This window comes from Staphylococcus devriesei (genome assembly GCF_002902625.1).
In the GTDB taxonomy this organism is placed as follows: domain Bacteria; phylum Bacillota; class Bacilli; order Staphylococcales; family Staphylococcaceae; genus Staphylococcus; species Staphylococcus devriesei.
Window position 1 is genome coordinate 1 of record NZ_PPRG01000031.1, and the last position, 18141, is coordinate 18141.

Consider the following 18141-nt stretch of genomic DNA (forward strand, 5'->3'; position numbering starts at 1 on the left):
GAATATAGATTTATGATGAATATGACTAAATTAGTGAGTTATTAAGGTAATGTCATCCAAGAAAGCTAAACCAACATTTCTGAGTTAGTAATATGATCAAAGGGAAAATTAAACATAAAAAAACGCCGTGTCTGATTACACGACGCTAAACAAAGGGGATGGGAGAAATTTTTCACTTCAAACAAAGGGGTATGTTTGTTATGTGATTAATTTCATGCTCATAATATAACACGCTCAAATGGGTGTTTCAATATTAAAGCCCCCTAAATTTCAAATTGTCACAAACTTGACATATTGTAAACGGATACAGTGATATTAAGCTTTCATAAGCTTTTCAAATGCATCTAATTTTTGTTCAAAGACTTCGCAAGCTTGTTCAATTGGTTCAGGTGTAGTCATGTCTACACCAGCATTTTTTAGTATTTCAATTGGATAATTTGAACTACCTTTTTTCAAGAATTCATTAATATATCTTTCGACAGCTGGTTTACCTTCAGTTAAGATTTGATGGCTTAAACTTTGTGCAGCACTATAACCTGTCGCATATTGATAAACATAATAATTCATATAGAAGTGAGGAATACGTGACCACTCTTTACTAATATTTTCATCAGTTTCAACTACATCGCCAAAGTATTGTTTATTTAATTTCGCATACTCTTCATTCATACGTGTAGCAGTAAGTGGTTCACCCGATTCTTCAATATGATGGATTGTGTGTTCGAATTCAGCGAACATTGTTTGACGGAATAATGTTGCTCTGAAGCGTTCTAATTCTTGGTTTAATAATAATAAACGACGTTCATCGTCTAAATGTTTATCCATATAATCACTTAATAACGCTTCATTACATGTTGAGGCAACTTCTGCCACAAAGATTGAATAATCACTTGAATTTGAAGGTTGGTGTTTACGGCTAAAGTAACTATGTGCTGAATGACCAAACTCATGTACTAACGTATATAAATCAGATACTGTATCTGACCAGTTTAATAAAATAAATGGGTTAGTTAAATGAGCACCTGATGAATAGGCACCTGAACGTTTGCCTTTATTTTCATAAACATCGACCCAACGGTTGTTCAAGCCTTCTTTAATAACATCTAGGTATTCTTCACCCATTGGCTCTAAAGCTTTTAACATCCAATCTTTAGCCTCTTCATAAGGCATTTCAAATTTAACGTCTTTAACTAAAGGCGTATAAAGATCGTACATTTTTAAATCTTGAATACCTAAAAGTTCTTTACGCAGTTCTGTGTATCTGTGTAATAACGGTAAATATTTATGAACTGTTTTAACAAGGTTATCGTAAACTTCTTCTGGAATATGATTATTACTTAATGCACGTTCACGCGCTGTTTTATAATTATGAGTTCTCGCGTTAAAGACATTCTTTTTAACTTCACCTGCTAGAGTTGCGCCTAAAGTATTATTGTAGGCCCCATAACCTTTATATACATTATTATAGGCAGATTGACGTAATTCGCGATCATCAGATTCAAGATATTTAATAAATGTGCCTTGAGTTAATGGATGTTTTTTACCATCTTTATCAATGGCGTCCTCAAATTCTAAGTCTGCGTTACTAAACATACCGTATACATTTTCTGGCGTAGTTAAGGCGCCTTGAGCTTCAGTTAATAATTTTTCTTGTTCGGCATTTAAGATGTGAGGACGTTTTTCATTAATTAGTTTTAAATCAAATTCGTAACGTTTTAAGTCGTCATTTTCTTTAATGAATGATTGTAATTTGTCTTCATCAATTTGTAAGATTTCTGGTACTAAGAAACTCCATGCTGAACTAATTTTAATAATGAGTTGATGAGCGCGAGATTCAAAGCCTGTATATTTATCATTCGATGTATCTTGGTCTTGTTTTAAATGAGCGTATACATACACTTGTTCCAATTTAGTGCCAATTTCGTCTTCTAACGCTAACGCTTTATATAGCGTTTCAGAGCTATCTCCTAGATGACCTTTGAATTTTTCTTCTTCGCCGATATAATTTTCAACTTCTTTCAAGGCTGTTTCAAAAGCCTCATCGCTTTCGAAGATAGTTGTTAAATCCCATGTGTTATTTGGATATTTACGTTCCTGTTCTTCTCTTGTTAATTGTTGTGTCATTTGTAAACCTCCTATGTTACCTAATGCTATAATTTTCTCATTAATCACTCTATATTGCACGTTTTAACTATTATATATTTTATTTATAAATTTTTTGATTAGCCTGTTTGTAATTTCTTCTTGTGAGATACAACCTATGTAAAATTTGCGAAGTCTTATTAGCTTTTTAAATTGATATTGGAGATTAGCTTTTTGTTGGATTAGTAAAGCGAGTTGTAACTGCCATTGCACTGGATGTGTCTCAATAAATAGCTGTTCCGGGAAGATATAACCAAAGTTTTCACATGTCTCTTCGTCAGTTAACCGTAATTGATACATCGCACTTAAAGTAGGTTCTAAAACAGAATGTTTGCGTCTACACTGATGAATATATTGCGATACTTGTCGATTAGTAAGTTTATACATATATGGATAAATAGAGACTTTATTATCAAATAGCCGCTTAATATCGCATATTATTCTTTTAGCGTAGAATCGCTCCCCTCCTATATGTTGAATTTCATAGTATTTGATTATGAATTGCTTTTGCTTATTCCATGTATAGAGAATACGTGTCATAGGATTGATAAAGTATGCTTGAAAGGTATTAAGAAATAAGGTGCCTTTAATATAACGACAATCTTCAATAATCTATATGACTGATATATTCAATTGCTTAAACCCTTTAGACCGTGCTCTAATTTCTTCATAATTTATTCTTGAAAATTGAACTTCAATCACATGTTTAGAATTTACTAATACGTCAGGATATTGCTTTACTTCGGGACAAAAAGGTTCAATTTCTACTTTATAGCCAGATTGTTTAAGTTGGTTCGCAATATAGTATTTAACATAATAATGTTGAGCTGTTTCACTTTTTGCACACAGATGATGAATATTATATTTATGAGCAAAATGAGGTACTACTTTCATACCCTTTCTCAAAATAACTTCAGTCTTACAATAAGGACAAACATAATTTTCATTTTTTAATGCACGATGAGCTTCAATGCGCTCTCCAAATTGATTAATTGCTACAAGCATATCCTCACCTCATATATATATAAACGAGAGTAATGAGAATTTTACTTTTAAATAATAAAAAAACCAAAGTAGCCTAAAACTACTTTGGTAGAGATTCTATAATTATTCAGCTGAATCTGAGAAATAACGACGTACTTGAGAAGTAACATTATGACTCATGATAATCTTCGCATAATCATTTAGATATACTTCAGTTTTATCAGTAGGATAGGCAAATTCAAGCATTTGACTATAGCTATCGTTTATTGCTTCTTGACTAACTGAATCGTCAAAATGAACTGCATAGTAATAATTAGAATCGTTCATATATAATAAATCTTCAAATTCATCTGTAACTTGATTATTGTGATAAGCATAATTAATAACTTGTTCTAAATCATCAAATTTAACAATAACACTTCTTATACTAGCACGTTGTTTAGGTTGTTGCTGTTCAGATTTTTGTTGTTGCTTTTGTTGAGCACGTTGTTCGAATAAATCTTCAATGCTTTCATCATTTTCAAGTGTATTAGCTAATAATTCATTTACTTGTTCTTCAAATTGCTCATTAGCATCTTCATCTGACATATTCATTGCTTCTTCGTTTTTAGATTTAGAAATTGTGACTTCCACGCCTTTTTCGAAAGCATGTACTTGTATCCAGAGAGGGCCTTCAACAACGAAATCTTCCTCTTCATTAATTTCATCCATCATGGACCAGAAGAATTCTTCTCCACGCTTACGGTTAGTCCATAGATCTTCGCGGCTAAATCCTCTCGCTTCAATATCACTATAAGTTATAAATAATTTGACAGTAGTATCATCAACGCGTTCTATTCTCATATCATCTCACTCCTTACAGTCGATGAATAGTAATCATATTGTATTAGAACGTAGAGTAAATTACAATTTATTTGTTTGATTAAATTTAACTATTCGATATTCGTCTCTAATACTAACATATTCCCTTTTTAAGTTACAAAAAACAGCACTAATACTAGTGCTGCTTCATATTATTATCGTTAATTAAATTTTAAAATTAGTCAACTAAACGTTGAGCTTCTTGTAATTGGAAAGTACGAACTTTTCTTGGTAAGAAACGTCTAATTTCATCTTCGTTATAACCAACTTGTAAACGTTTTTCATCTAAGATAATTGGGCGACGTAATAAGCCTGGGTTATCTTGAATGATAGAATATAAATCTTGTAATGGTAAAGAATCGATATCTACGTTTAATTTTTGATATGTTTTAGAACGAGTTGAAATAATTTCGTCTGTTCCGTCTTCAGTCATTTTTAAAATTTGTTTAATTTCATCAATTGTTAAATGTTCAGAAAAAATGTTACGCTCCGTATATGGAATGTCATGTTCTTGTAACCATGCTTTCGCTTTACGGCAAGATGTGCAACTTGGTGAAGTAAATAATGTTACCATACATCTCACTCTCCTATTGAAAGAATATTGTTCATTATTTATAAATTTATTGATTAAGAAATGATAAATTATTCAGTCCTCTTAACCTTACAATGAAAGTATACTTGTTGAACATTAAAATTAAATGAGAAAATCCTAATTTTTCTGAGAAATTTAAAAATTTCTAATTTCTTCTATATTACTCTCTCAAATCTTAACGTACACATATATACTAACATAACTTACAATTTAAAGAAATACTGTTATAATCAAGTTAATATGAATTAAATTATAGAAAGTAGGCATCTAATATGGAGACATTATTTTCAGGAATACAACCAAGTGGCATACCTACAATTGGTAACTATATTGGTGCATTGAAACAATTTGCAGAAGTACAAAACGATTATGAGTGTTTTTTCTGTATAGTTGATCAACATGCAATTACAGTACCACAAGACAAAATCAAACTACGTAAGCAGATACGTCAACTTGCAGCTATTTATTTAGCTTCTGGAATTGACCCAGAAAAATCAACATTATTTATTCAATCTGAGGTTCCTGCTCACGTTCAAGCTGGTTGGATGCTCACGACAATTTCAAGTGTTGGTGAACTTGAACGTATGACTCAATATAAAGATAAAGCACAAAAACGTACGGACGGAATTCCAGCAGGGTTATTAACATATCCCCCATTAATGGCTGCAGATATTGTTATTTACAATACTAATATCGTGCCAGTTGGTGAGGACCAAAAGCAACATATAGAGCTTACACGTAACTTAGTTGAACGATTTAATAGTCGTTATAATGATATCTTAGTTAAACCAGAAATTCGCATGCCAAAAGTAGGTGGCCGTGTAATGAGCTTACAAGACCCTACTAAAAAAATGAGTAAAAGTGATGATAACCAAAAAAACTTTATCTCATTATTAGATGAACCTAATGTAGCAGCTAAAAAAATCAAAAGTGCTGTTACAGATTCTGATGGCATCATTAAATTTGATCGTGATAATAAACCAGGAATTTCAAATTTATTGACTATCTACTCAAGTTTAACTAATGAATCTATCAAAGACTTAGAGACAAAATATGCCAATGAAGGCTACGGTAAATTTAAAACTGATTTATCCGAAATCGTTAAAGATTTCTTAGTAAACTTCCAAGAGAAATATAACGAATTCTATAAATCGGATAAATTAGATGATATCTTAGACCATGGCCGTGACAAAGCTCAAAAAGCATCGTTCAAAGTATTGAAAAAAATGGAACGTGCAATGGGCTTAGGTCGCAAACGATAAGCTAAAAAGAGCGATGACAGGAATCTGATATAATTCACAGATGGCTGTTGTCGCTCTTTTCATTTTATTAATATTTAAGATAACCTGCTAAAAAATCTACTTTTAAACGCCGTTTGCTGGGTCCCAAAGCATAAAAATTCTTATGTTCACGTCTGTCTATTATTTTCTTCCTTTAGGATTAAAAGCATCTTTTAGCCCTTCACCTACAAAATTAATACTTAAAATAGTGAACATAATCATTAATGCGGGTGGCATCCAAATCCAAGGTTTTGAACTAATAATATCTCCTTCTTGAGCATCACTTAACATATTCCCCCATGAAGGAATTGATTTACTAATTCCAAAACCTAAAAAGCTTAAGCCCGATTCAACAACAATCATACCCGCAAAAGTTAACGTAGCTTGAACTATAATGACGCTAAGAATATTAGGTAATAAATGTTTAAGGATAATTTTATATGTTGGAGTGCTAATCGATTTTGCCGCTAAAAAGTATTCATTTTCTTTCTCTTGTAAAACTTTCCCTCTTACCAATCTGGCTACGCCACCCCAACTTAAAATAATAATCACGAAGATTAAAATAATAGCTGAACCATAAGGATTTTTAATTTTATCTCCTAATGCCGTATTAAGCACGATAGCAAAAATAAGAAATGGAAATAGCATTACAAATTCAGTTACCCTCATTAATATCGTATCGACTATCCCCCCAAAATATCCTGAAATCACACCTATAGTTACACCGATAATAATCATGCCAACTGTAGATGTAAAGCCGATAGCTAATGAGACCCTACCAGCGAACAATAATCTACTAAAATTATCTCTACCACCAGAATCTGTGCCAAGTAAATTATGAGCGCTCATATCTCCTTTTATATTCAATAAATCTTGTTGATTTATAGGAAGTGGAGCAATTAAAGGTGCTATAACTGAAATAATAATAACTATAATTAAAAATATTAATGACGCCATTGCAATTTTATTTTTTAAAAACTTTTTAAAAGCCGTTCTTGTTGGAGAATATAGCTTTTGTTTATTTACTTTATGTTCAATCATGTTGTTCAACCTCACTTACCTTATTAATTACTTCGGATTCTTGGATCAACAAAATTATAGGTTATATCTGATATCAGATTTCCAAATAGACCTAAGAATGAAAAGAATAATGTAAGTGCCATCATTAATGGATAATCTTGCCCAGTCACCGATTCTAAAAATAGCTTACCTATTCCATTGTAAGAAAAAATAGTTTCTGTAATAACAGCGCCCCCTAAAATACTAACGATGTCAGCACCTAAAAAAGTTACTATAGGGATTAAAGAGTTACGAAGAATATGTTTGTTATATATTGTATTAATTGATAATCCTTTAGCTTTAGCAGTTAGGACATAATCTTTACTAGAGTTATCAATAATATCATTTCTTAAATATTGTATATATCCTGCCGTAGATAATAACCCTAGAGTAAACGCTGGTAATAAAGTATGATGTAATTTACTTACATAATAGGCCAACGTCCCTTCATCCAAACTGATATCTACAGACCCTTGAAAAGGAAAAATTGGAATTTGAAAAGCGAATATATAAATTGCAAATACCCCTGCAATAAATGATGGGACAGCTAACATAATGTAATTAAAAATTTGAATCGTATAATCTCCAAGCGTATACGGGTATCTTCCTGATAGAATTCCCAAGATAAAAGCAATAATGTATGTAATAACTAACGAAACAGACCCTAGTAATATAGTATTGGGTAAGCGTTCACTAATTAATTCACTCACTGGTCTTTTATATTTAATAGATTCTCCTAAATTTCCATGCGCAACATTATCTATCCAACGTATATATTGTTTAGGTATTGAATCATTTAACCCCAGTTTTTCTTTTTGTGCTTCAATGGCTTCCTGTTTTACACGAGGATCATACTTCCCCGTAAATGGGTCTCCCGGTTGAATAATAGCTAAAGAAAACACAACTATTGATATCAAAAAAAGTAACGGTATCATTAACAAAAATCTTTTTATAATTAATTTAATCATTTTAATCTTCACTCTTCCTTGCTATAAAAACATGCTACTTTATGATTTGGTTTCACTTCTTTTAATTGTGGTAGTTCTTGACTGCATCTATCCTGTGCAATAGGACATCTCGTATGGAATGGACACCCTTTTGGCGGATTGCTAGGTGAAGGTAATTCTCCCTCTAAAATAATTCTTTCTGATTTAGTTTTATTAAGTTGTGGGACAGATGAAATAAGTGCTTTTGTATAGGGATGAAGCGGTTGGTTATATAACTCATTGCTATCTGCTATTTCAACCATATGTCCTAAATACATAACACCAATAACATCACTAATATGCTTTACTACGCTCAAATCATGCGCTATAAACAAATAACTTAAGTCAAATTCTTTTTGAAGACTTTTTAATAAATTTAATACTTGCGACTGTACCGATACATCTAGTGCACTGACTGGCTCATCTGCAACAATTAATTTAGGTCTGACGGCTAACGCTCGAGCAATGCCAATACGCTGTCTCTGACCACCCGAGAACTGGTGGGCATATTTGTAGTAAGCATCTTCACTCAAGCCCACACACTTTAGTAAATATAATACTTCTTCTTTTAATGTCTGTTTATCGATTTTTTTGAAATTTCGTATAGGCTCCCCTATAATGTCTCCTACCATTTGCATAGGATTCAACGAACCATAGGGGTCTTGAAATATCATTTGAAAGTCTTTACGTGCTTCTCTCAACTTTTTACCTTTTAAATGAGTGGTATTAATACCATTAATTTTAATTTCTCCTGAAGTGACTTTCTCTAAATGTACAATAGATCGTCCAAGCGTTGATTTGCCGCATCCTGATTCTCCAACTAAACCAAATGTTTGACCCTTTTTAATTGAAAATGAAACATCATCGACGGCTTTTACATATTGTGTTGCTTTAAAGAACTTTTTCTTAATAAAATAGTATGTTTTTAAATGTTGTAGTTCTAAGATGTTATCCATATCGTATACCTCTCTGTTAATTAAACAAATGACAACGTATTTGGCTCTTTCCTTTGTTTAAAAGCGCCGGCTCACATTGTTCACATATTGCTATCTTTTCAGTACATCTATTAGCAAATCTGCAACTATTTTCTTTAAATTCAGTTATATTAGGCACCATTCCTTCTATAACTTCTAAATATTCAACATCTTCATCTAATTTAGGAATAGTACTTAACAGTTTTTTTGTATAAGGATGTTGAGGATGATTTAAAATTTGATCGATATCACCATATTCTACGATTTGTCCTGCATACATTACCATGACCTTGTCACAAAACTCTGATACTACGCTTAAGTCGTGAGTAACTAATATAATTGCCATATCATTTTCTTGTTGTAATTTTTTTAATAAATCTAAAATCTGCGCCTGTATTGTTACATCTATAGCAGTAGTAGGTTCATCAGCAATTAATAATTTTGGATTACATGAAATTGCCATAGCAATCATGACTCTTTGTCGCATACCCCCGGATAATTGATGAGGATAGCTATTTAATATTTCATTCACTCTAGATATTCCTACATATTCAAGTAGTTTGGTTGCTAATTGTTTAGCCTCTGTCTTACTTTTATTCAAATGCAACATTATTGGTTCGATTAATTGATTTTGGATTTTAAATACAGGGTTTAATGCCGTCATCGGTTCTTGGAAGATCATTCCTATATCTTTTCCTCGTATTTTTTGATACTCTTTCTCTTTCATATCTATAACATTTTTGCCGTTAAACAGAATATTGCCATTTGTAACTTTAGCGATTTTATCTGGTAATAGTCTGATAACCGATTTATTTAATATCGACTTACCACACCCTGATTCTCCAACAATCCCTAATATTTCATTCGATTTAAGTTTTAAAGATATTTGATTTATTGTAGGAAACCATGAATCACCAATTTTAATAGATGTTTCTAAATCTTTAATTTCTAATAAATACTTATCCATAATCTACTCCAATCAATAAACCTCGACCTTAGTCGAGGTTGTTTTTTATTCTTTAGTTAATTTGTATAAGTCTAAATCTGATCCCATTTGTAAGTCATAATTTCTAACTTTGTCGCTTACAATTGCGATTGAATCTAATTGAACAATTGGGAGTGCTGGAAGAGTTTCATTGACGTGTTTTTGCCATTTTACATAAATATCTTTACGTTTTTTATCGTCAGTTCCAACTTTATTGAAATCTAAAGCATCATCTAAGTATTTATCTGATATTTTATCAACAGTTCTCATTTCATTTTGTGGTCGATCTGAGTGATATGAATCTGAAGGGTCAGGGTCAGTTGCGCCGGCCCAAGTTCTGAAGTATACTTCCATATTTTTAGATGCTTTGGCTAAATCATCGTTATATTTACCAAATTCAACTAATTTCATATTTGTTTTTAAGCCAACTTTTTCCCAGAAATCTTTAATCGCTGCTGTTCTAGGTTCAAATGTTGGATTTGATCCTGAATATTGTTTTAAATTAATTTCAAAAGGCTTACCATTCGGATCTTCTCTAAAACCATCGCCATTTCTATCTTTATAACCAAGTTCATCTAACAATTTCTTCGCTTTTTCTGGGCTATATTCATAACTGTTTAAATCTTTTTGGTCTGCTGCAATCCAATGTATTGATGGAACTAAAGAGTTTAATTCTTTACCATAACCTTGATAGAACGCTTTAATCCATTTTTTTCTATCAATAGCATATAACATCGCTTGTCTTAATTTTTTCTCTTTATATTTAGGACGTTCTGCACCAGTTTTATTTTTATCTTTATCATAGTCATGAGATACGAAACCTAAAATAGAGTAGTCAAGACCAGGAGCTGATAAAACTTTAAGCTTGCCATCACCTGATTTTTTAGCTTCTTGAGCAATCGTTCCTGTAGCTTGATCGGCCATGTCGATTTCGCCATTTTTCATTGCTTTTACGATTTGAGTTTGATCAATTACTTTTAAGTTAATTTTGTCTAAAGCTGGTTCGCCTTGCCAATAGTCTTTAAATTTCTTTAATTGAACCGCTTCACCTTGTGCAACTTTTGTTACTTTATAAGGTCCTATGCCAATTGGGTGTTTTCTAATTTTATCTGATTTAGCTAAGTCTTTAATTGGAACATCACTTAAATATTTTTTACTAAGTAATGGACCTGCGAAAAATCCTTCTAAGTAATTTACTTTTTTCTCTTTAAAAGTTACATCCATAGTGTAATTATCGATTTTTTTAAGGCCATTGATTGTGTCAGCTTGTCCGGCATGTTTTTGCGGAGCACCTTCAATATTTTCTACGATTGGATAATAACTACCCTCATAATCTTTGTCGGCTAATACATTTAAAGAATAAATCCAGTCATCAACTGTTAACTCATTACCATCTTGCCACTTAATACCTTTTTTAATTGTGAAACGTACCTTTTTAGCAGGGTCAATATCCTTCCAAGAAGCAATATATGGCTTAAGTTTCATATTTTTATCAATTTTATTAATGACTCATTAAAATAGCCTTCTACATTTGCGTCAGATGCGTCTGAACTTAAAAGTGTTGAAAATGTTCCTGAAGGTGGAGCCCCTAAGGCGATATTCATTTCTCCACCTTTATGATTCGACGTTTCAGTTTTGGATGTAGCTTTGTCTAGTGAACCCCCACCATTCTTACCACATGCACTTAATACTAATGTTGCTACTAACACCAGTATTAAATACTTCATTAAAATCTTCATTCCTATCAATCCTCCAGTTGATTCTATGGTGTTTTTCTTATTTTACTTCTAAAAGAAAAAATAACAAGTTTTATTTTAGAATTTTCTGATAATTATAATTTTAAAATTTTCAAATTAGTTAACCCATAAATTCTTGTAAAAAATACTAAAAAACAGCCTCGATATAAATCAAGACTGTTTCATAGAAATTTAATTATTTATCTTTCTTTTTCTCACCAGTTTCACGATCGATTGATTTATCGATATACACATGTTTTAACGTAGTATCTGGTCCTACTTTATGGTATTGTAGACCTTTTACTTGAGGGTTAGTTAAATGTGCCTCCCCTTTTTGATAAACAGGAGCTACTGGTGCATCATGAAGTAATATACTTTCAGCTTGTTTTAAAGCTTCATTTCGTTTTTCTGGTTCACGTAATAAAGAACCATTTGTTTCTTTAATGATTTCATTATATTCTTTATTATCCCAATCTGTATTATTTTGAGCATTATCTTTAGTCATCGTTTCTAAAAATGCAGTTGGATCAGGATAATCTGGACTCCATCCTGAGTATGAAGCTTCAAAATCACCTGCTAATTCTAATGTTGTTTTTTGTTTAAATGGCATTTGTTTTATTTTTAATGTTACGCCTGGCAAATTAGTTTCAATTTGAGATTTAATATATTCAGCAGCAACTTTAGAAATAGGTGTGTCTTGAGTATTCATTGTAAATGTCACTTCTTTTTTACCTAGTTCTTTTTGGGCTAATTCCCAGTTTTCTTTAGCCTCTTTAGGGTTATAAACTAATGGAGATTTAACTGTACTTGCAAAATCTTTACCTTCCGGTGTCTTAGATGTACCAACGCCAGTGAAGTTATTTGAAGCTAATGAACCATCATTTAGTACTGATTTAACATATCCTTTTTTATTGATAGCTTGAGCAATTGCTAATCTAAGATGTTTATTTTTAAATTCTGGTACTGTTTTTTCATTCATTTTAATAAAGAAAGTTGCAGCAGTTAATCTATAATTTAATTCTTTATTTCCTTTATATTTATCTACCTGTTCTGATGTAATAATTGTATCGTCTACTGAACCAGTATCATATAGTGATGCCCCTGCTTGGTTATCTTTTAAAACTTTATAATTCACTTTATCTAATTTTACATTTTTCTTATCCCAGTACTGATTATTTTTAACTAATTGAATTTTATCTTCAACTTGCCAATTTGCTACTTTAAAAGGTCCATTGTATACTGCTCTATCAGCATTAGTTCCATATCTTTCGCCATACTTTTTAGCAACTTTAGCATCTTGAGGATCGAATGTATTTAAAGCAAGTAACTCATTAATATATGGAACAGGTCTTTCTAAATCAATTTGTAACTTATACTTATTTAATGCTTTAATACCCAATTGGTTTACCGGTTTTTTACCTGTATTAACTAAATCCGCATTTTTAATATCACTCATTATGTATGCAAATTCAGATGCTGTTTTGGGGTCTACTACTTTTCTCCATGCGAATACAAAGTCTTCTGCAGTAACAGGGTCTCCATTTGACCATTTAGCATCTTTTCTTAAGTCTACTGTTAAGGTTTTACCACCATTACTTTTTTTAGGCATATCTTTAGCTACACCTAAGACAACTTTGTCATCTTTATCGATAGAATATAAACCTTCAAACGCCTGCCCTGCTATATCACCAGAAACGGCATCAGTGATTAATGCTGTATCTAAAGTAGTCATATCTTGTGTAATCACTTTTCTAAATACTTGGCCTTCATCTGAATACAAGCTTTTTTTATTACTACACGCAGAAAGCACTAAAGTTATTGTTAATAATATCGCGATATACTTATAATATTTCATAATCTCCTTATCCTCCTTCCCCAGTTTTAAACGCTTGGCGTTTGAAGTTCTTTTTTTAATTGCGTTGCTTCTTCATCAGTCACAAATACATAATGTTGTGGTCTGATTTCTTGAAGCCTACGCTCTGAATTTTTAGATTCATCTTCTTTATAAACGACACGTTTACGCGTTCTTTCACTATCTGGGTCAGGTTGTGGAATAGCTGATAATAGTGATTTTGTATAATCATGTAATGGGTGGTAGTAAATCTCATCTGCTGAACCAAGTTCGACAATTTTACCAAAATGCATGACTGCAATGCGGTCTGAAATATATTTCACCATTGATAAATCATGCGCAATAAATAAGAAAGTGATGCCTCTCTCCTTTTGAAGTTTCAACATTAAGTTTACAACTTGTGCTTGGATAGAAACGTCTAACGCTGAGATTGGTTCATCTGCAATAATAAACTCTGGTTCTACCGCTAACGCTCGTGCAATTCCTATACGTTGTCGTTGCCCTCCAGAAAATTCGTGCGGGTAACGATTAGCATGTTCTTTACTCAACCCAACTGTTTCAAGCAAATCATAGACACGTCGTTTACGATCTTTCTTATCGCTAGCTAATTTATGAATATCGATGCCCTCTGCGACAATATCCATAACTTTCAATCTAGGGTTAAGAGATGCATATGGGTCTTGGAAAATCATTTGAATTTTTTTATTAAATTTCAATAAATCTTTTCGTTTAGATATTTTTTGAATATCTTGACCTTCGTATAAAATCTCTCCACTCGTAATATCGTTTAGCTTGATAATCGCTTTACCAGTAGTTGATTTGCCACACCCAGATTCTCCTACTAATCCTAATGTTTCTCCTTTATATATATTAAAAGAGATATCTTCAATAGCTCTTACTTCGTTACGCTTACCTTCATTAAAATATTGTTTTAAGTTTTTTATCTCTAATAATACTGAATTATCCTTCATTGAACGACACCCTTTCTACTTGATGTGGCTTGTCGTAATTATTAGGCATTGGTCGTTGTCTCTTTTTAACCATTTCTGGTGGATTGACTTGAGGTGCACGTTCATCTAATAGCCAAGATTTTACGAAATGGGTTGGTGACACTTTGAACCATGGAGGCTCTTGTTTAAAATCAATATCTAAAGCGTACTGACTTCTTCTTGCAAATGCGTCGCCTTTAGGTGGATGTAATAAATCAGGTGGTGTACCTGGAATTGCAAGTAATTCTGTGTCATTACTAGTTGTTAAATCTGGCATAGATGATAGTAAGCCCCAAGTATAAGGATGTCTAGGATCGTAAAAGATTTCATCTACATCGCCTGTTTCTACCATTTGTCCTCCATACATTACCGCTACTCTATCAGCGATATTAGCGACTACACCTAAATCATGTGTGATAAAAATAATTGATGTATCAATTTTTTGTTGTAATTCTTTCATTAAGTCTAATATTTGAGCTTGCATCGTTACATCTAATGCCGTAGTTGGTTCGTCGGCGATTAATACTTTAGGTTCACACGCTAATGCTGTGGCAATAACAATTCTTTGTCTTTGTCCACCTGAGAATTGATGTGGATAAGCTTTAAATCGTTTTTCAGCATTTGGTAAGCCTACTAAATTCAATATTTCTAAAGCTCGTTTTTTAGCTTCAGATTTACTATAATTACGATGTTTCATCAATGGTTCCATAACTTGTTTCCCTATTTGCATTGTCGGGTTAAGAGAAGTCATCGGATCTTGGAATATCATTGAAATATCTTTACCACGTAATTTAATTAGTTCATTTTCAGATTTAACAGCTAAGTCTTCACCAAGAAAGTTAATCGTTCCTTGTTTAATTCTTCCTGCATCCCCTTGGAATAGCTTTGTAATCGCCTTTGTAGTTACAGATTTACCTGAACCTGATTCACCTACAATTGCTAACGTTTCTCCCTTATTCAAATAAAAATCGACGCCTCTAACTGCTTGCACTTCCCCTGCCGTAATATCAAAGGAAACATGCAAGTCATTAACTTCTAAAATTCTTTCTGACATAACGTTTGCCTCCTTTTATTATTTACGCATTTTAGGGTCAAATGCATCACGTAATCCATCACTAAATAGATAGAAGAATAAAATCAATAAACTTAATATTGTAGCTGGTATAAATAATTCGTGTGGATGGATAAGTAACATCGCGCGCCCATCGTTGACTAGTGAACCTAATGAAGTTTGAGGTGCTGGTACTCCGATACCAATGAAGCTTAAGAATGCTTCGAAAAAGATGGCACTTGGCACAGTAAACATTGAGGTTACTACGATAGCGCCTAATGTATTAGGCAAGATATGTTTGAATATTAAATTGAACTTAGAAGCACCTAGCGTTCGTGATGCCATTACAAATTCTTGATTTTTTAGTTTTAAAAATTCTCCACGTACAACCCTACTCATTCCTAACCAACCTGTAATAGACATCGCTAAAATAATTGTCCAAATTGATGGTTCAAAGATAAGTACAAATAAAATTACAACGATAAGGTTTGGAATTGATGCAATAATTTCAAGAATTCTTTGCATAATATTATCTATACGTCCGCCAAAGAAACCAGATACTGCACCATAAACAACACCGATAAAAATATCTAAGATAGCTGCTACGACACCGATAAAGAGTGAGATTTGAGCGCCTTTCCAAGTGCGTGTCCATAAATCGCGTCCTAATTGATCTGTACCAAACCAGAAGTTTTCTTTGACACCGGCATCTTTATAAGCATCCGTACCGTCTGCACCAGTACCATCAAATGGTAAGAAAGGCACTTTATCTAGCACTGGAATCTTTGCAGGTAGATTACGACGAACGACGTCTTGTTCTGCATAATCATGATTGCTCAATAGTGGCCCTACAAAAGCTAAGATAACAATTAGAATTAACCCTACTAAACCTACCACTGCAAGTTTATTCCCTTTTAATTGTGTCCAAGCATCTTGCCAGAAGTTTTTACTCTCACGTTGCATTTCTGGTTCTCTATTTAAATCTACTTCTCTTATCACGAAATCAGATGCTGCAATGCCTTCAGAGGTATGTGTCATAGCTGCATTTGAATGATCATCAAATGGTTTACTAAATTTATCATTTGCCATTATTTCTTACCTCCTTGAACACGAATTCTAGGGTCAATCACGCCATATAAAATATCTACGATAAAAATTGAAACGATAAATAGTGTACTAAATAAAATAGTAGTTGCCATTATCACTGAGAAATCATTTGTAGTAATTGAGCGTACGAATTGGTCCCCTAAACCTGGTACACCGAAGATATTCTCAATGGTTAATGTACCTGTTAAAATTCCTGCTAACATAGGTACAATAATTGTGATAATTGGAATTAATGCGTTTCTTAAAGCATGCCCAAATAAGACACGCATTGAAGAGTTCCCCTTTGCTCTTGCTAATAATATGTAATCCGAACTTAAAACTTCTATCATTTCAGCTCTAATATACCGTGCAACTGTCGCCATTACACTGGCTGATAACGCTAGCGAAGGTAATACTGCTGTTGAAAATCCTTCCCATCCTGCAACTGGAAACCATCTTAGACGTACTGCAAATACATATTGTAAAAGTACGGCTAATACGAAAGAAGGAACAGATACTGCAATTACTGAAATAACAGTAGTTGTATAATCGACCCATGTGTTTTGCTTAGTAGCTGCTGCAACACCAAGGATTAAACCTAAAATCACACCGATAATCATCGCAGTTATACCCATTTCCATTGATGGAATCAATCTCGGTCTTATAAGCTCCCATACCGGTTGATTGTGATATTGAAATGAATAGCCAAAGTCTCCGGTAATTACATTTTTCAAATAATGTAGATATTGCACTGCTACAGGATCATTGAGCCCATATTTTTCATTAAGAATCGCTTTTTGTTCAACACTTAACTTAGCATCGTTAAAAGGTGAACCCGGCATCATCTTCATTAGGAAAAATGTAATAGTAATAATAATGAATAGCGATAAGAACATATATCCTAAACGTTTTAAAACATATCGCGTCATTCCATAACCCCCTTATCGAATTTTCGAAATTAACATTCCCTTCAAAATTTTCAGAAATATTTAGTAACATTATATATATAATTTTCATATAATTGCAATATGATTTTTATAAAATTAAAAAAGTCAGCGCTAATATAAATTTCTAAGGAAGTAATTTTCCAATATATAATTTTAATTATTTAAAGTTTAAGGTGTTTAATTGGGAAATTTAAGTTAAAATAAGTTTAATCTTCTAGCGAGGGGTTAAATTATGAAGAATTTAAAAAACTGGATAATATGGTTTAGTCTTACACCACTTCTAACGCTTATTGTATGGTTGTTTTTCACATCTCATACACTCATTTCATTTTTAGATGTTTTATTCTACATATCACTTATCATTTTTATAGTTGTGTTTCTTATCCTTTTAGTGCAAGAAGGAATTTTTGATGCTACGAGTTATGGCTTTAGAAGAATTCGCTACCAAATGTCTTCTCGTGCAAAGAAAAAAACAATGGAACATGATGAATTCTTTAATCCACAACAAGCTAAAAGAGAATATTATATTATAGGATCATGGGTAGCACCAGCTTTATTATGTAATGCATTATTTTTTCTGTTAACCATTGTAGTTTCACTTAATTTATAGCTTACTT

15 protein-coding genes and 1 pseudogene are annotated in these 18141 nt (G+C 32.5%); 2 read left to right on the forward strand and 14 right to left on the reverse strand.

The genetic code is table 11. The features are described from left to right. Positions 1–315: 315 nt before the first annotated feature. The 4 genes from pepF to spxA all read right to left on the reverse strand — a co-directional run bounded on the left by pepF (position 316) and on the right by spxA (position 4561). Complete coding sequence (pepF, locus tag CD147_RS05035) at positions 316–2124, reverse strand: oligoendopeptidase F (protein ID WP_103166347.1); 1809 nt, start codon at positions 2122–2124, stop codon at positions 316–318. A gap of 630 nt (positions 2125–2754) precedes the next feature. Further along, a complete protein-coding gene (locus tag CD147_RS12310) occupies positions 2755–3147 on the reverse strand; it encodes a competence protein CoiA (protein WP_233642820.1) in 393 nt (130 codons plus the stop codon). Between the two features lie 102 nt (positions 3148–3249). Beyond that, positions 3250–3969, reverse strand: a complete 720-nt coding sequence (gene mecA / locus CD147_RS05045) for an adaptor protein MecA (RefSeq protein WP_103166348.1) — start codon at positions 3967–3969, stop codon at positions 3250–3252. A 196-nt stretch (positions 3970–4165) separates the two neighbouring features. Beyond that, complete coding sequence (spxA, locus tag CD147_RS05050) at positions 4166–4561, reverse strand: transcriptional regulator SpxA (RefSeq protein ID WP_103166349.1); 396 nt, start codon at positions 4559–4561, stop codon at positions 4166–4168. A gap of 290 nt (positions 4562–4851) precedes the next feature. On the opposite strand from spxA, the gene trpS reads away from it, so the two are divergent. After that, positions 4852–5841, forward strand: a complete 990-nt coding sequence (gene trpS, locus CD147_RS05055) for a tryptophan--tRNA ligase (RefSeq protein ID WP_103166350.1) — start codon at positions 4852–4854, stop codon at positions 5839–5841. A gap of 159 nt (positions 5842–6000) precedes the next feature. On the opposite strand, the gene opp4C is transcribed toward trpS, so the two are convergent. From opp4C to opp3b, 10 genes and pseudogenes are all read right to left on the reverse strand, one after another. Continuing rightward, positions 6001–6900: an oligopeptide ABC transporter permease gene (opp4C, locus tag CD147_RS05060; RefSeq protein ID WP_103166351.1), complete on the reverse strand. Its 900-nt coding sequence runs from the start codon at positions 6898–6900 to the stop codon at positions 6001–6003. A gap of 23 nt (positions 6901–6923) precedes the next feature. Then, complete coding sequence (opp4B, locus tag CD147_RS05065; protein ID WP_103166352.1) at positions 6924–7886, reverse strand: oligopeptide ABC transporter permease; 963 nt, start codon at positions 7884–7886, stop codon at positions 6924–6926. Positions 7887–7894: 8 nt separating this feature from the next. Continuing rightward, entirely contained in the window at positions 7895–8860 is a 966-nt protein-coding gene (locus CD147_RS05070) for an ABC transporter ATP-binding protein (RefSeq protein WP_103166353.1), read from the reverse strand. Positions 8861–8876: 16 nt separating this feature from the next. Then, a complete protein-coding gene (locus CD147_RS05075) occupies positions 8877–9845 on the reverse strand; it encodes an ABC transporter ATP-binding protein (RefSeq protein WP_103166354.1) in 969 nt (322 codons plus the stop codon). Positions 9846–9890: 45 nt separating this feature from the next. Next, a pseudogene (gene opp4A, locus CD147_RS05080) lies at positions 9891–11602 on the reverse strand (oligopeptide ABC transporter substrate-binding protein). A gap of 193 nt (positions 11603–11795) precedes the next feature. After that, positions 11796–13454, reverse strand: coding sequence for a peptide ABC transporter substrate-binding protein (locus CD147_RS05085; RefSeq protein ID WP_103166355.1), 1659 nt, complete (start codon positions 13452–13454; stop codon positions 11796–11798). A 26-nt stretch (positions 13455–13480) separates the two neighbouring features. Further along, positions 13481–14422 carry an ABC transporter ATP-binding protein gene (locus CD147_RS05090; RefSeq protein ID WP_103166356.1) on the reverse strand — a complete coding sequence of 314 codons (942 nt, stop codon included), beginning with the start codon at positions 14420–14422 and terminating at the stop codon, positions 13481–13483. Continuing rightward, positions 14412–15494, reverse strand: coding sequence for an ABC transporter ATP-binding protein (locus CD147_RS05095; RefSeq protein WP_103166357.1), 1083 nt, complete (start codon positions 15492–15494; stop codon positions 14412–14414). Before CD147_RS05095 ends, CD147_RS05090 begins: the two co-directional genes overlap by 11 nt. An 18-nt stretch (positions 15495–15512) precedes the next feature. Continuing rightward, on the reverse strand, positions 15513–16580 hold the full coding sequence (opp3C, locus tag CD147_RS05100; RefSeq protein WP_103166358.1) for an oligopeptide ABC transporter permease: 1068 nt from the start codon (positions 16578–16580) through the stop codon (positions 15513–15515). Continuing rightward, positions 16580–17506, reverse strand: a complete 927-nt coding sequence (opp3b, locus tag CD147_RS05105; RefSeq protein ID WP_103166359.1) for an oligopeptide ABC transporter permease — start codon at positions 17504–17506, stop codon at positions 16580–16582. Before opp3b ends, opp3C begins: the two co-directional genes overlap by 1 nt. 250 nt (positions 17507–17756) lie before the next feature. Here opp3b and CD147_RS05110 point away from each other — a divergent pair, with 250 nt between their 5' ends. Further along, the gene (locus CD147_RS05110; protein ID WP_103166360.1) at positions 17757–18134 is read left to right on the forward strand and encodes a DUF3899 domain-containing protein; all 378 of its coding nucleotides are present in this window, start codon (positions 17757–17759) and stop codon (positions 18132–18134) included. Positions 18135–18141 lie beyond the last annotated feature (7 nt).

Excerpts from the sequence above, each read along its gene's own strand:
- pepF (WP_103166347.1), bottom strand. The coding sequence starts at position 2,124 with ATGACACAACAATTAACAAGAGAAGAACAGGAACGTAAATATCCAAAT.
- CD147_RS12310 (WP_233642820.1), bottom strand. The coding sequence starts at position 3,147 with ATGCTTGTAGCAATTAATCAATTTGGAGAGCGCATTGAAGCTCATCGT.
- mecA (WP_103166348.1), bottom strand. The coding sequence starts at position 3,969 with ATGAGAATAGAACGCGTTGATGATACTACTGTCAAATTATTTATAACT.
- spxA (WP_103166349.1), bottom strand. The coding sequence starts at position 4,561 with ATGGTAACATTATTTACTTCACCAAGTTGCACATCTTGCCGTAAAGCG.
- trpS (WP_103166350.1), top strand. The coding sequence starts at position 4,852 with ATGGAGACATTATTTTCAGGAATACAACCAAGTGGCATACCTACAATT.
- opp4C (WP_103166351.1), bottom strand. The coding sequence starts at position 6,900 with ATGATTGAACATAAAGTAAATAAACAAAAGCTATATTCTCCAACAAGA.
- opp4B (WP_103166352.1), bottom strand. The coding sequence starts at position 7,886 with ATGATTAAATTAATTATAAAAAGATTTTTGTTAATGATACCGTTACTT.
- CD147_RS05070 (WP_103166353.1), bottom strand. The coding sequence starts at position 8,860 with ATGGATAACATCTTAGAACTACAACATTTAAAAACATACTATTTTATT.
- CD147_RS05075 (WP_103166354.1), bottom strand. The coding sequence starts at position 9,845 with ATGGATAAGTATTTATTAGAAATTAAAGATTTAGAAACATCTATTAAA.
- CD147_RS05085 (WP_103166355.1), bottom strand. The coding sequence starts at position 13,454 with ATGAAATATTATAAGTATATCGCGATATTATTAACAATAACTTTAGTG.
- CD147_RS05090 (WP_103166356.1), bottom strand. The coding sequence starts at position 14,422 with ATGAAGGATAATTCAGTATTATTAGAGATAAAAAACTTAAAACAATAT.
- CD147_RS05095 (WP_103166357.1), bottom strand. The coding sequence starts at position 15,494 with ATGTCAGAAAGAATTTTAGAAGTTAATGACTTGCATGTTTCCTTTGAT.
- opp3C (WP_103166358.1), bottom strand. The coding sequence starts at position 16,580 with ATGGCAAATGATAAATTTAGTAAACCATTTGATGATCATTCAAATGCA.
- opp3b (WP_103166359.1), bottom strand. The coding sequence starts at position 17,506 with ATGACGCGATATGTTTTAAAACGTTTAGGATATATGTTCTTATCGCTA.
- CD147_RS05110 (WP_103166360.1), top strand. The coding sequence starts at position 17,757 with ATGAAGAATTTAAAAAACTGGATAATATGGTTTAGTCTTACACCACTT.